Source organism: Pseudoalteromonas sp. TAB23 (assembly GCF_000498075.1).
GTDB classification, from domain to species: domain Bacteria; phylum Pseudomonadota; class Gammaproteobacteria; order Enterobacterales; family Alteromonadaceae; genus Pseudoalteromonas; species Pseudoalteromonas arctica.
In genome coordinates, this window is sequence record NZ_AUTP01000151.1 from 1 (window position 1) to 15,231 (window position 15,231).

At 38.0% G+C, this 15,231-nt stretch carries 12 protein-coding genes; 6 read left to right on the forward strand and 6 right to left on the reverse strand.

Annotated elements, in window-relative coordinates:
• The 4 genes from L654_RS0106240 to L654_RS0106255 form a co-directional block, all read right to left on the reverse strand.
• Positions 1-854 (reverse strand): transposase (locus L654_RS0106240; RefSeq protein WP_024607587.1); only part of this gene is annotated, 854 nt, incomplete at its 3' end.
• A 194-nt stretch (positions 855-1,048) separates the two neighbouring features.
• On the reverse strand, positions 1,049-1,513 hold the full coding sequence (locus L654_RS0106245; protein WP_050581782.1) for a hypothetical protein: 465 nt from the start codon (positions 1,511-1,513) through the stop codon (positions 1,049-1,051).
• A gap of 831 nt (positions 1,514-2,344) precedes the next feature.
• Positions 2,345-3,592 carry a histidine kinase dimerization/phospho-acceptor domain-containing protein gene (locus L654_RS01000000125610; RefSeq protein ID WP_225305722.1) on the reverse strand — a complete coding sequence of 416 codons (1,248 nt, stop codon included), beginning with the start codon at positions 3,590-3,592 and terminating at the stop codon, positions 2,345-2,347.
• 75 nt (positions 3,593-3,667) lie between these two features.
• Complete coding sequence (locus tag L654_RS0106255) at positions 3,668-4,342, reverse strand: response regulator transcription factor (protein ID WP_024592048.1); 675 nt, start codon at positions 4,340-4,342, stop codon at positions 3,668-3,670.
• A gap of 171 nt (positions 4,343-4,513) precedes the next feature.
• Here L654_RS0106255 and L654_RS0106260 point away from each other — a divergent pair, with 171 nt between their 5' ends.
• From L654_RS0106260 to L654_RS0106275, 4 genes are read left to right on the forward strand one after another with little or no spacing between them, the layout of a single operon-like run.
• Positions 4,514-5,344, forward strand: a complete 831-nt coding sequence (locus L654_RS0106260) for a TlpA disulfide reductase family protein (protein ID WP_024592049.1) — start codon at positions 4,514-4,516, stop codon at positions 5,342-5,344.
• A gap of 33 nt (positions 5,345-5,377) precedes the next feature.
• On the forward strand, positions 5,378-6,112 hold the full coding sequence (gene dsbG / locus L654_RS0106265; RefSeq protein ID WP_024592050.1) for a thiol:disulfide interchange protein DsbG: 735 nt from the start codon (positions 5,378-5,380) through the stop codon (positions 6,110-6,112).
• A 44-nt stretch (positions 6,113-6,156) separates the two neighbouring features.
• Entirely contained in the window at positions 6,157-9,297 is a 3,141-nt protein-coding gene (locus L654_RS0106270) for an efflux RND transporter permease subunit (RefSeq protein ID WP_024592051.1), read from the forward strand.
• A 1-nt stretch (position 9,298) separates the two neighbouring features.
• A complete protein-coding gene (locus L654_RS0106275; RefSeq protein ID WP_024592052.1) occupies positions 9,299-10,420 on the forward strand; it encodes an efflux RND transporter periplasmic adaptor subunit in 1,122 nt (373 codons plus the stop codon).
• Between the two features lie 735 nt (positions 10,421-11,155).
• Here L654_RS0106275 and trpS read toward each other — a convergent pair.
• Entirely contained in the window at positions 11,156-12,178 is a 1,023-nt protein-coding gene (gene trpS / locus L654_RS0106280; protein ID WP_024591707.1) for a tryptophan--tRNA ligase, read from the reverse strand.
• Between the two features lie 1,467 nt (positions 12,179-13,645).
• Here trpS and L654_RS0106285 point away from each other — a divergent pair.
• Both L654_RS0106285 and L654_RS1000000127245 read left to right on the forward strand, forming a co-directional pair.
• On the forward strand, positions 13,646-14,545 hold the full coding sequence (locus tag L654_RS0106285; protein WP_024590362.1) for a hypothetical protein: 900 nt from the start codon (positions 13,646-13,648) through the stop codon (positions 14,543-14,545).
• A 181-nt stretch (positions 14,546-14,726) separates the two neighbouring features.
• Positions 14,727-14,822, forward strand: a complete 96-nt coding sequence (locus L654_RS1000000127245; RefSeq protein WP_076915493.1) for a DUF4236 domain-containing protein — start codon at positions 14,727-14,729, stop codon at positions 14,820-14,822.
• A gap of 15 nt (positions 14,823-14,837) precedes the next feature.
• Here L654_RS1000000127245 and L654_RS0106290 read toward each other — a convergent pair whose 3' ends face one another.
• A complete protein-coding gene (locus L654_RS0106290; RefSeq protein ID WP_024590361.1) occupies positions 14,838-15,173 on the reverse strand; it encodes a hypothetical protein in 336 nt (111 codons plus the stop codon).
• Positions 15,174-15,231: the final 58 nt, after the last annotated feature.

Consider the following 15,231-nt stretch of genomic DNA (forward strand, 5'->3'; position numbering starts at 1 on the left):
TGCTGTTTTAATTGTGCAACGGCTGGCTGTAAAGTTTGTTGTTCGCCCACTGAGCCCCACGCTTGTGCTTGCAGGATGATTTGATGTTTATCATCGTTTATCGCGATGCCGTTGTAGCCTTGAATTGTCCCTTTTGAGGTCGTCATCTTCGCACTATCTGGGTCAGTGATATTACTTTTAACAGGCTTGCCTTTACTGCCTGTTTTCTCTTCGTGAGTGGCTAAAAACTCGGTGATTTTATCTGCATTTCTATCCAGCTTTTCTTTTTGTTTTAAGTCCTGAGTTATCAACTCTTCGCCCAGTCCATCTTGTGATTGGTGGCGTTCAATAATACGTTTGCTTGCGCGTTCTAGTTTTGCTTTTTTGCGACCTAGCTCATCGAATGTGCCGCTCCACTCTTTACTCGCATTGGACTTTAATTTACACCCATCAATGGCAAACATGTTGCGGCCTATCAAGCCTTCCTCATCACATATCATCAGCACTTGCGTAAAAAGCGGCTCAATCTGTTCATGCATTTTAGCCACAAAACCCGCTATAGATGTGTAATGTGGCTGGATATCTCCCGACACACTCATGAATAAAATGTTCGTCTCACACGCTTTAGCAATTCTGCGGCTACTGATCAAACCATGTGCATAGCCCAGTAAAATAATCTTTAGCATTACCGAAGGTGGATACGCAGCAGCGCCCGTTTTGTCATTGTTGTACCACGCGTCAAATCCCGATAAATCGAGCTTATTTTCGATAATATAACAAAGGGCATACTCAAAGGTGCCAGGCAAAATTTGCTCAGCGAAATTGATAGGAATGAATTTATTTTGACAGGATAAGTCAGGCTTGTAGTTAGCCATAACGGTTTACCGTGGGTGAATAATATCTATTAGATCACAGCGAACGGATGGGTTCAAGGTTAAAAAGCAATCAATTTGAAATAGTAGAATACGTTCCTAAAAAGAGTAATTCTACAACCTCAACGCCTTGCTAAGAGGCAAAAAATTGTTGGCTAAAATAAGCGACGAAGGAGCAAAAGCCAACTGTTTTATAGTTATATGGCATTAACCATTTCCTTGTTAATAATAACTTCTTTTGGTATTGGACCATTATTTTTAGCTCTTATCGATACTTCGTATTCACCAGTATTTTCTGATCCGGGAAGAATATGGCTTATAACTCCATATTCAGAGAATAAAGTAGAATCGAGAGTATAGATATATCCGTCAACTAAATTACCAATGGTCGCAAATCTCCTAGCAACATTTTTACAGCTGCTAGTTGATATATAACAGCCGTTATTCATACCTGTTTCAACTTGGTGCGCCCTAACCGCATTCCCCTCTGAACTACCAAAAGTATAACCACCACCAAAGCAAGCACCCTTTTGTCCAAAATAAACAGGTACAGATGGATCTTTTCCTTTAGGTAGGAGCTTTCCATCATTTTCTTTATCATCAATTTCCGAAACACCTCGGTATAAATAATGCTCTATCCTATGCCTCTTGTCGGAAAACAATAATGTTTGAAACTTTTTTTGCCTTCCCAGTCCGTTCCTTTCGTGTCAATAGAAGGTATGTATGACAATAAAGATCAAAACTTAGATTCAATCAACGTGCCTATCCAAAGAAAAATTGTGACAACAAAGATTGAAACTCACCTTTGGACAAAAATGAGTTTGAGCCGAAGGACGGCTCTGTGCCAACAGCAGACATTGACATTACTTTTCAAAAACCTCTGAATTGGACAGCTAAGCCACCATTGCGGTCGTTCATCATCAAATTATTAATGCTAACTTTGTGCGCTTTATAGTCCTTTCAGTCTGAATAAACCTATAATTAGGGTGTTCAGATCATGTGCCTATCTCATTCGAATATTGTGCGCTCATTATTTTGATGATTCCCTTATGACTTCTAATCTACTAAGCAGACATTAAAATTCACGGCTAAATGTGACCTAAAACAATTGGTATTTAGAAGTTATTATGAGTATTTTGGAAAGCTAAAAGTACCTGTAGAAATCGACACACAAGTTTATTGTTTATTGCCCTCATTATATTCCTATTGTTCAACGTTAATTGCGAGCCTAGTCGCCGTGATTTTACATCATTTTTTTTGTCCTAATAGAAAAGTATTTAATCATTACTTTGAAAGTTAAGCTAATTCTGAACATGAGATTCAACTTTAATTAATAAATTTACGGGCAATTTTGTTAGTAAATTAACAGGGAAATAATCACCACCTTTATACATAGCTCCATGACCGATAGATCTACTATTGCTGCGTTCATACAATTGCAAACTCGTTGGCTGTGAAAGGGTTAACGTATTAAAAACGATATGTTCTTAATTTTAAGCTATTTTACTTTCTGTCAAAGGTATTGAGAACTGAGCTACAAAAGTATTACCATTATTTGCCAGTGTAATTGAGCCTTTATAGTTTATCGCTATGGTATCTACAATAGATAAGCCAAGACCGGCACCCTCTGCTGAACCGCTACGCCAAAAGCGCGTAGTCATTTTGTCAATGTCTGTGGCGGTAACATTAGCCGTGTTGCTAACATTAATATTTAAAAGGCTTTCTGTAACGTTAATGGCCATTAAAACAGGTGTTTTTGGGGGACTGTATTTTAAAGCATTATCGAGCAGGTTACGGCAAACAATAGCGATCATAGCTGATGGGATAACGGATATGAGTTCTTTTCCTTGTATTGAATAAGCTATACGTTCACTACCTTGCGTTGTCTCATTTATCATGTTTTTAATGAGTAATTCAACTGACCAAGTTTCGTCAGTATGGACTTGGGTGATTGCATCAATATTTGCCAGTAAAAGTAAATTGTCTAATATAGAATTTAAACGCTTTGTGCTTTTACTTACCTGCAATAAAGCTCGCTGTTGCTTGTCTCCTGTTGTTAGTTCAGCAAGTTGGGCTTGAGCCAATATACCCGCTAACGGTGTTCTAAGCTCATGTGCAGCATTACTGGTAAATTGCTTCTCTCTTGATATCACTTCAGCTAATCGTGCCATTAGTGCATTTTGGCTGTTGATCAGTGGTTGCAGTTCTTTTAATGGTTGCTGTATTTGAATGGGAGCAAGGTCTTCACTACCGCGTTTTTCGAGTGCTGAAGTTAGTAGCATTATCGGTTTTATGCCTGTACCAATTGCAAACCATAATAAACCTAACGTAATTAAAATCGCTAATGCAGGGGGAATAAGAATACTTTTAAGCAGATCATAATATAAAGAATCACGCTCAGAAACCTTATCTGCAATGGTTATTTTATGTTGGCTGGTGATTAAAGTGAACGTACGCCACGCTGTACTTTCAGCTTGAATATAATGGAACCCAGATTCAACTGCTGTGCTATTGGGAAAAGTGCTGCTATTGCTTGTTGCTATAATACTGCCGTGCAAAGAGCTTATTTGACAGGTTAATCCCTTTGCCGTACCAACTTCATTGGCTTCCATTATTGCTGGTAAAGAGGCTGACATAGCACTTTGTGGCACATGCGCTAATATATTACTTAGCATTATAGCGGTAGATTCTAGACGTTTATCAAAGCTGACGTCTAATTTATGACTAAGACCCGTCACCATCCAAACACTGGCTAATAGCCAAAAACCAATAAATACGGCTGNCTGCCACTAATATTGTTAGGCGAAGGCGCAAGCTCATTGTTCAGTTACTTCAATTGAGCCTAGTCGAAATCCAAAACCCCGAATAGTTTCTATGCCTTTAGTTCCTATTTTTTTACGTAAATTAAATATATGTACATTCAGGGCATTACTGGCTACGTCGTCACATGTGCCGTATAAAACATCTTTTAATTGGCTTTCAGATAAAATACGTTGTGGATTGTTAAGAAATATTTTTAAAAGTAAATCTTCGTTCCGAGATAAGGGGATATGTTTGTCATTAATTAATAGTTTGTGTTGTTCTAAGTGATAAGTCAGCAGGCCATGTGAAATGGTGTTTGTTAGTCTGTCGGTTGTGCGTCGCTTTATACTGTACAAACGCGCTAATAACTCTCTTAGGTCAAATGGCTTAACCAAATAATCATCAGCGCCATTCTTTAATCCTGTTACTTTGTCGTCAATTGAATTACTCGCCGTGAGTATTAGTACCGGCAATGAGTGTTGATTTTTTCGCAGCCATGTTAGCCACGTTATACCATTTCCATCCGGTAAATTTAGATCAAGAATACAGAGATCGAAGTTGCTTTTATTCAAGATATTTTTTGCATGACTTATTGAAGCAACATGTTCCACAGCCATACCTTCACCCGATAAAAAAGTGCTAATGGCATCAGCAATAACAGCATCATCTTCAACTAATAAAATATACATTTTTGCTCAAATACAATTCTTATGCCGCTAAGATTAACGTGAAAAAGCGCAGGAGAACAAGCGATAAATTAAGTTTTTAGCAGGGTTTAGCGAATGAACTTTTTCTTAATGTTGGCTTAATATTAGCGATTTATCATTGGTAAGTTAATGGAAAAAAGATGTGGTAAATAAATGCTAAGTATTGCTGTAGGGCCGATAGTTCTCTCAATTTCACAATTAATTACTCTGGTAGGGTTATTTATGTTTTGGGGAATAACTTATCTTCAAACACGTAACAATGCAAAACAGAAACAGTTTTTAGAGTATATATTCACAGCCATTATTATTGGTTTTTTAACCGCACGATTGACCTTTATAATCGCTATGTGGCAAAGCTACCAAGAGAATTGGTGGCAATTAGTAAATATAAGTGATGGTGGCTTTATACCTAGCACAGGTTGGGGCGCTGGTGCCTTGGTACTGATGTTTTATGCTAGACGTAATAAATTGTTCATTAAAGCTTATTTTACATCGGCATTAATTACTTTTTTCTGTTTAATTATTCCTACTTTTTTTGCTGTTATTTATCAAGCAGCAGTCGAACTGCCTAGCTCACCTTTACGTAATATTGAAGGCCATGAAGTCGATTTAAGACGCTATAAGGGCACGCCAGTTGTTATTAATTTCTGGGCATCTTGGTGCCCACCTTGTCGTAGAGAAATGCCGGTATTAGAAGCCGCTCAAAAACATAACCCTGAGCTTGTTTTTGTCTTTGTTAATCAAGGCGAAAGCCTGCTTAGTGTTAAAAATTTTATTGATTCAACAGCGTTGGATTTAAAAAATGTTTTCATCGACCCCACTAGCAATGTTAGCCGAGAAACTGGCGCCGCAGGGCTACCAACCACATTATTTTATAATGAAAAAGGGCAGTTAGTTACTAGCCATATGGGCGAATTATCTCAAGCTAGCTTGCGTTATTACCTTAATCAAATTAATTCCGTCGTACCTTTAAAAAAAGGATAAACCTATGAAAATATCAATTTTATTTACATTTTTTTGCCGTTAAATCTTACTGCTACAGAAACAGTTAACTACCCAGCACCCTTAACGTTATTCACTCAGCAAGGTGGTGAAGTGGTCAGTTCTTTTAAAGCGCCGGCAAATATGACTGGCTATATCGCTAACTTTCAAAATGAGACTATTACTTTGTATGTCACTGAAGACGAAAAGTACTTATTTACCGGCCCATTAGTGGATACTGAAGGTAATTCTGTAGGTGAAGAAAAGCTGAATGCTTATGTTAATGGTCCAAAGGCGGTTAAGAATTGGCAAGCCCTTGAAAACAGTCATTGGGTAAGAGATGGCTCTGCGTCAGCCAAGCGTATTGTTTACACTTTTACGGATCCCAATTGTCCTTATTGTAAGCAGTTATGGGATAAGGCACGGCCTTGGGTTGATTCAGGAAAAGTGCAAATTCGTCATATTTTAGTCGGTATTTTAAAAGCAGACAGCTTAGGAAAAGCCGCGGCCATATTAAGCGCGGATAATCCTGAAGAACAATTGAAAAAATTAGCTGGCTCAGGATTATTTCAGTCTATAAAACCAATTGAGAACCCAGAAAAAACGATCCGTGACAAGCTAATTAACAACTATAAAACCATGCTGTCTTTAGGTGCCCGTGCAACTCCAGCTACTTTTTATCTAAATGCAGACGGAGAATTTAATAAACAAATTGGCTTGCCTCCTGAGTCAATATTAGCCGATATTTTTGCCCCAAATGACGGTAAGTAGAGTTTAGTCAGATGAATTATATTTTATTAACAGAGGCTAAATAAATGTGGTTAGTTAAGCTCGCTCTTCGTCAACGTTATACGGTTGGCGTATTGGTTATACTGTTGTTGCTGTTTGGCATTAGGTCTTTACAAAAAACATCTACTGACATTTTACCTTCAATTGATATTCCCTATGTCAACGTATTGTGGCAATACCCAGGTCTTAGTGCCTCTGAAATGGCGTCAAAAATTTCATCATTTAGTGAAATTGCCATCATGAATAACGTTGACGATGTAAAGCGTGTTCAATCTGAAAATGGTAATGGCTACTCGCTCATCCAAGTCAGTTTTCACCCCAGAGCAAAGTTAGCTGTTGCACTATCGCAAATTACCAGTGTCTCTCAAACCATTTTAAAGCGGCTACCAAAGGGAATGACCCCACCGTTAATAGTTAATTATACGACGTCAAGCGTACCTATACTTCAACTCGCCGTTTCTTCTCAAACGATGACTCAGTCTCAACTGTATGATTACGCTCGACTAACTCTAAGACGACAATTGCAGTCAATACCTGGCTTACGATTGAGCCTACCTTTTGGTGGAGCTCCTAGACAACTAATGGTAGATATTGATCCCGATAGATTACAGGTGCATGGACTAACAGCAAAAGAAGTAGCCATGGCTATTTCGCAACAAAACATTACGTTACCGACTGGTATTTTACGTGAAGGAAAAGTGGCCTTTACCGTTTCAACTAATGGGAGTCCGGAAGGTGTAGCTGAGTTTAAAGCTATCCCCATTAAATATAGCGAACATGGTCTAATTCAACTTCAAGATGTTGCAACGGTTCGTGATGGTGGCGCTGTTGCAACTAGTTTAGCTCGTGTAGATGGGCAAGCAGGCGTTATTGTTTCTATTTTAAAACTAGGGAATTCATCTACCGTAGATATCATTAATGAAATCAACCGTCGTTTACCAAACATACAAAAAGGTGCGCCTAAAGGCTTAACCTTAACGCCTATATTTAACCAATCTAAATTTGTTGTGGCTTCTAGAAATGCAGTGTTAATTGAAGCGGTAATAGTCGCCCTTTTAGTCGCTCTGGTCGTTTTAATTTTTATTGGCAGTGTTCGCAGCACAGCCATTGTGCTTACTTCTATTCCATTAGCCCTTTTAGCTTCTCTTACAGGGTTAACTTTTTTTGGTCACACATTAAATCTCATGACATTAGGAGGGTTAGGATTAGCAATCGGTATATTAGTCGATAATGCCTTGGTGGAAATTGAGAATATTAACCGCAACTTAGATTACGGCAAATCAATTCGACAAGCCGTAATTGATAGCGCCAAGCAGGTGGTATTTCCTGAGCTTGTTTCAACGATGAGCATATGTATCGTTTTAATGCCTATATTTTTGTTAAGTGGTACAAGCGCATACGTTTTTGAGCCTTTAGCCTTAGCGGTTCTACTCGCTATGATTGCATCTTTTATACTCTCAAGAACATTGGTGCCCATACTCGCATTTTTATTACTGAAAAATGAACGTGAAAATGTAAACCGAAATTCGTTAGTGCACAAAGTCCACATTAAGGTTGAAAAAAAATTAGACCGAATTATTGCGGTGCATTTATTAAACTTAAAGCGACTATTGAGTTGCCGCATCTTAGTACTCACTGGAGTGAGTATCGTGGCAAGTATCATATTAACTTCTTCGTTTATGATGCTTGGAAAAGACTACTTTCCTAAATCTGACGCGGGCGGAATTCGATTACACCTTAGAGTTGAAAATGGTGTACGACTAGAAGTGGCTGCAAAACAGTTTGCGAATGTTCATCAATTAATTAGAACGATAATCCCTGCTAACGAAATTCAGGCCATTGTTGAGAATATTGGACCTCCAGATGCTATAAATCGAACTTGGATTAGTTCTATGATTAGCACGTCTTCAGAAGGCGAGATATTAGTACAGTTAACCCCTGATCATGCACCAACTGACCTTTATATTAGAAAAATCAGAGCTCAGTTAGCGTTACAATTCCCTGACTACCAAGTGCTATTTCGTCCTGCTGATATTATTTCCCAAACACTTAATGGCACTGCTAGTTCTGCCATTGAAGTAAAAATCACAGGCCGAGATATAAAAGGAAATTTACAGGCCGCCACAAAACTAATGAGCAAGTTAAAAAATGTTGAAGGTGTTGCTGATATTATCATTGATCAAGTTACGGCCTGGCCTGATATCAATCTCAATATTGATAGAATACTTGCAAAAAAACTAGGTGTGAATATGACTGACATCAGTCAGACCCTATTAGTGAGCCTAAGCTCGAGTGCAAACTTATTCCCAAACACATGGGCAAATAATGGCATCAGTTATATTGTTGCGGCTCAAGTTCCACCCTATCGTTTAGACTCGTTAAACACTTTGTTAAATACGCCAGTTAAAGCCACTAATTCAGCTCAGGGAACCGTATTATTAAAAAGCCTAGTGAGTGTAGAAAAACGCGCTCGACCTGCATTAATTAAACGGCAAATGTTAGCCCCGACAATCAGTATATTGATTAACGTTGATCAACGCGATTTGGGTTCGGTTTATACCGACATCACAAAAAACGTTGCGTCGACAAAGGCTACTCTTAAAGCTGGCAATAAAATCATTATTGAAGGGCAAGCAAAAGACATGCTTTTAGCCTACAGTGACTTGGCTACGGGTATGGTGATGGCTGCAATTTTAGTATTTCTATTGATGGTAATAAATTTCCAATCTTGGGCCTTGCCACTTGTGGCTTTAAGCGCAATGCCTATGGCCATTAGCGGCTCTTTGCTTGCCCTATTCCTCTCAAATACGCCGTTAAGTGTCTCCGCATTTATGGGCATGATTATGGTAATGGGAGTAACAACGGCAAATAGTGTTTTAGTTGTTAGCTTTGCCAGGGCTGAAATGCTTGCGGGAAAACTAGCAAAAAATTCAGCATTGTCTGCGATAAAGACAAGGTTTAGACCGGTAATTATGACAGCTATAGCTATGTTGGTTGGCATGATCCCCATGGCATTAGCATTGGGAGAAGGAGCAGAACAAAACGCTCCTCTTGCAAGAGCTGTTATTGGAGGCTTAATTTTTGGCACACCAGCAACTTTGACATTAGTACCACTAATACTGAGCTTTCGAAATAAGCCAATGTTTCAAGATATCGAGGAAAACTAAAATGACAGAACATAAAATCAGACATAGCGCCCAATCTAAAGCCCAAGATTCCGTATTACATAAAGTAATGCACATCATTGCACTTATTGGCCTACTTATATTAACAACCTTAACGGTGCACGCAGAAACGAATCCTCCATCAAGTTATCAAACCGCCACGCTGACCAAAGTTTTGGATCAAAGAACGGTGAGTCTGCCAACCGTTTCACAGGCTAAACAAACGACAAAGTTACATTCTAGAGCCAGTGGTTATATCAAAGAACAATATGTAGAAATTGGTAGTGCGGTCAGTAAAGGCGATGTACTTGCAGTAATTGATGCTCCTGAGATTAAACTACAAGAGCAACAAATACTGGCTGACATTGAGTTTGGCAAAGCCGAGCATGAATTAAATCGATTAACGTTGAAACGAGCCAAGCAGTTAATAAAAGATAACTTAATTAGCAAAGCTGAATTAGATAGGTTGACCGTTCAAACAGAAAAATCAAAGGCTAAAATAGCAAGTTTGTTCGCACAAAAAGAACAAAACCAATTTCAACAGTCATTACTTATTATAACGGCTCCATTTGCTGGCTATATTACAGATAAAAATATTGAGATAGGCGACATTGTCAATAGCGTTAACAATCAATTAGATAACTACCTTTATAAACTACAAAACATAAACGAATTGAAGTTAATCACCTATGTGCCACAAAGCGAAGTTAGTAAAATATCAATTGGAGATACAATCGACGCCACGTTTACAGGCTATGAGGGCATCTTTGTATCTGCGACCATTACTCGTAAGGCGCAAGCAATAAGTGTTTTATCCGGAACCATGCTTGTTGAAGCTGAGTTTGATAATCGCGAGCATAATCTACCAACCGGCCTTAACGGAACCATTTCCATTAATATTAATAACCAAAAGCTCAGACAACCTAAATGGCAAGCACCGTTAGCAGCGCTTACTTATCATAAAGGTGGAGCCGCGATTGCGACCGTAAACGAAAATAATATTCAATTTCAAAAAATAAACATCGTTTCACAATCAACCGAACGCTTTATATTTGTTAGTGAAATTCGTCCTAACAACACGGTGATACTCAACCCGAACGCCTTATTGGACTATATAACTCTCTGATATTTTAGATCTTGTACATCAATTATTTAAGTATTAGTTTAATAGTCCGTAGCCATAATGAACAATTTAAAGCCAAAAGCATATATTCTTGTAGCGATAGATTAATGTTGCTTTTGGTATCGAAACGAAATGATTTTAAAGGTAAATCAATCCAAAAAATGTCCGCTGAAGGCTCATAGTGACTGCTAGATATATTGATTCAGCTCTTAATTTATGACCGCTTACAGCCCAAAAGATGTCGATAGGTGCTAAAACCTTAGGTCTTCAAAGTGGCAAAAGTGAATGTTCAGATACGAGTCGTCAACGGCAGCTTTGAGCTTGCAGGAGCCATTAAACCTCAAACCCTGAGACTATCCCTTTGACAGGCGAGTTAGCCACCAGAGCGGCCATTGAACTTTTAAAATTAGAGCGTTAATCTAAGGCGATAACGCCCCTTTACGACTCACAAAACAAAAAATGGCTAAATTCACTTAAGCACTACGAGGCCAAATTTGGGTATTAGCAAGCATAATACGTTCGCTATTGTTAACTAAAAGTGCAGAAAAAGTGATAGATAAAAAGGTTACTATTTAGTAAGTAGCCTTCAGTCGTCGAATATAAAGGGGGTTATGTTAAACGCAGAAATACATCTAACTTGCTTGTGTGCTCATTACACCTTAGCGAGTAAAATTTTCTTGTTTATTTCCCCTCCTGACTTTGGAGGCTTGTTTTCCTCTTTCAATAAAAGTATTACAACTAAAATAAACTCAAGCCAAATGCATTTTTAACACTGTTTAGAATCTGATTCGATTCTTCTTGTGATTTGTCACTTCCATTCCTAAGAATTTCGATTAACTGCGCTTTATCAGATATAAATGATTTTCTACGCTCCCGAATGGGTTTAAGAGTATCTTGCAAACACTCTTCGAGAATTTTTTTTAGTGATCCATCACCTAAACCGCCTTGTTGGTATCTCGCCTTTAATTCACTAATATAAGCAGTATCACTATGGAATGCATCCAAGTATGTAAAAACAACATTACCTTCAATTTTACCCGGGTCTTCAATTCGTAAATGGCTAGCGTCGGTATACATTGATTTTACTGCCTTAGAAATATCCTTTTCGCTTGAATCCAATAAAATACTGTTACCCATTGATTTAGACATTTTGCTTTTACCGTCCAAACTTGGCAACCGAGGTACTTTGCTTAACAAGGGACGGCACTCAACTAAAATATCCGCTTGAGCGATATAATTTAGTTTTCTCACTATTTCATTGGTTTGTTCAATCATCGGTAATTGGTCATCACCTACGGGAATAAGTGTTGCTCTAAATGCTGTTATATCGGCCGCTTGGCTAATGGGATAGGTTAAAAACCCTGCTGGTATTGAAGCGCCGAATGACTTACTTGCAATTTCACTTTTGACCGTTGGGTTTCTCTGTAATCTAGAGACGGAGACTAAATTTGAATAATACATGGTCAATTCTGATAAGGCAGGTATTGCTGACTGCAAACAAATCGTGGTTTTTTGAGTATCAATACCGACGGCCAAGTAGTCTGCAACGACATTCAAAATATTGGATGATACTTTATGAGGGTTGTGCCCATTGTCCGTCAGACCTTGTAAATCCGCGACTAAGATGGTCTGTTCGTACTGATGCTGTAAAGCAACCCTTTGTTGAAGTGAACCAACGAAGTGCCCGAGATGTAACTGCCCCGTTGCTCTATCACCGGTTAGTATTTTGTCTTTGTTAAGGGGAAGTGTTTGATTTTGCATAATATGACTCCTAATTTTACCATCGGAGACATAAGTTGCTTTATTCATAAACAGTCATCCGACGGCTTTGAATAAATGTGATCCAGCGTCGCTCTATAAAATAGAACGCCACCAAGAAATTGAGGTTAGTTGAAATATGTTTTTTATCTTCATGGCTAAAATCTATCATTCTATGAATGACGATTCAATAGAAATATCCGCGAATGGGTAAATATCCAGAACAACGATCCCTTTATGCTCGGTATTGGGAAAAAGCGACCGTAAATGAAGTAGTCCAACAGGTTAATAGAGCAAAAACCCTAAGACGCTTTGTGCCCCATTGCGAGTTAGACCGATAGATGTTTTATGGTGACAATATACTCATATTCAGAGTTTATAACTCAAATATCAACGGCAGCTTTGAGCTTGAAGCAGTCATACAATGTAAAAAATACGACTGACCGCTTATCGCTCAAAGCCGACCTATAGAGTAATTACGTTAACACGTCTTGGGGCAGAAACGAGTTACGACTGATAGCACTAAGCTGAATTTCGGCAAAGAACGAATAGCGGTCATTGTGATTGGCTAAAAATAGTTAATTACTCATATTGGTGTTTGTTCACATATACAAGTAAACGTGCTACGAGCAGACATTTGCGCGGCTCGCATACAGTCAAATTTTTACCCCCACAAACCGATATAATGAGGGAAATAAATCAATTACAAGAAAAACGATTTTAATTGGCGAGTTTAGTGTGCTCCAGTTTTTTATTGATCTTTAAGCTTAGCACGCTACAAAGCGGTTCGTGGATGAGTGATAGCCAGGTATTGAGGCGCTAGTTATATTAAGTTGTTCGAGGCGGAGGGTGGACTATATTTATTTAGTCAAGACGATTGAGGCATCTACTTAATAATTGGCTATAAAAAAACATCTTATTCTCTTTTATTGACTACAGTTTTAGGTGGCTACAGCGGTGCTAAAAACAAGAGTTATTAAAAAGGCGTTAGCCTGTGAATAAGTTACAAAACTTTAAGCATTAAAGCCACTCTTCAGTTTATACTCCTGTCGGCCTTTCCCCTAGCTACGGCATCCCCCAAAAAATCACGACACTTCACTCCTCAGAGTGATTCTAAGCGACTTTGTATGAAAAGTGATGCAATTTACCTGTGCCTATGAAATTTCCTTATCGAGCCTCTAAGCTCCATAAAGAGAAGTTTATCAAGGCACGATTAGCTTTTTTTAGCTGGAAGATTGGTGAACGCGTTTTTTAAGGACTATTTTGCATTTAACTCTGTAAAGTCGCGCTCGTTCCTCGCTACGGCTTCGCCTAGTTAAAATTAAAAGCCGCGATATAGTGGGTTAGTTACCCATCCCCCATACATTAACTCTTAATGGGTAATGCTTTTGTAGTTGTTAATGATTTAAAAGTAATGAAAAAGAAATTATAATAATGTTTCTTTTACGTTTATTTAATTATGGAATGATTATGATAAAAAATTTACTTTTAACATCTTTAATTGGACTAGTTTCTTTCTCAAGTTTAGCCTCGGAAACTCCACTTTACACTGAATGCTCAACATGTTTTTCTTTCGAACAGTTCAAAAATACAGCAAGATTAAAAGCTAAAGTAGATCGCCCTCGCGATGTTTATGTAATGAATCTAGATAAATCAATTATTGAGAAATTCAATGTTTCTAAGACCATTACAGGGTACAGGATATTAAAAGGAGATAATGAACCTGATGGTCGTGGTGGTCATATTCAAGATGTAAGAATACCTATATATAGTTGGACTGTAGATAGCTATGGTGTAGAGCAGGACGCTTTAAATACTTTTCATAATATATCTGATGCAAAAAGTGCTGTTGTTGCAAGCTTAGCTGGAGTAAGCGCAACTATTGTGCCTAAAGAGATTGCAGGTAGCGCTTGGGACTTAGTTGGATTTGGTGCAAAACAATATGAAGTTTCATCTTATTATAATGAACATACAACCCTAGAACAGGATATATCGAACTTTACAATCGCAGCGGCAAAAGTTTCTGGCGTTGCTGAAATTGAAAAAGTCTTTATGCAGGTTGCTTTTGATGACAAAAGCATTGCAATATATTCGTTATATGGAATTATTGGTGATGAGCTTATATGGGATTTTGAACATGGTAGAGATGTTGACGGAAACAAAGTTGAACCTACACTTCCTGTAACATCACCACGTACATATACCTTTAAAAAAGGTGGTTTATCAACTTTCTCAAATTTTTATGATGCTGCCGTGCGTTCTGGAGCCCAATTTTACAGTACCTCTGCTAAATCACCTTCTTCTGCAGGTCGAGTTTCTTGTGTAGGCGGTAAAGCTCCTGGTTCATATATATGTACTTATACAAAATAATTAATTAAAAAATAGAGCCTTGTAAAACAAGGCTTTAAAATACATGAAAGTTCAACTCCTATGTAACACTATTTCTAACATCCATTATGAACCTTATTAAGTTTTCTTTTGTTGCTCTGATACTTTGAGCTTTGTTAAATTAAGATATAGAGTAAACATTAATTAATGCAGGGACAGCTACATGAGATTTAGAAAGAGCATCAGAATAGGTAAGGGTTCAAGGGGCAACCTAGGAAAAAAGGGAATTACTAGCATTTCTGTTGGAGGTAAAGGTTGAATTCGAAGAGAGCTTTTATGTTTCATAGCTCTCTTCGATGAATGAACTTAAGTATTCAGCATTGGTCTTTAATTTATTTATCAAACTGTTTTTTCGACTAAGAGCGTTACCGTGATTTTTTGCCTTCTGTTTTTCGATTTTCATTTCTCGTTTATTGTGCTGTATTAATTCGTTTTTTTCAGTCAGTGTATTTCCAATTTCATCCGATTTTCTTTTTTCCTTTTGATAGCACTCGTTTAAATCTTTTTTAGTCTCTGATATTAGTATTTTTTCAGCTTCAATTTCTGCTTGTTCTTGCTCTACTTCGAGCTTAGCTTGGATGCGGGCATTGTCTAGAAGCGTATGGGTCACACATTAAGAATCTTCAATGTCTGCTAGTGGAACTAAGCCGAACTTCGGCAAAGAGCGA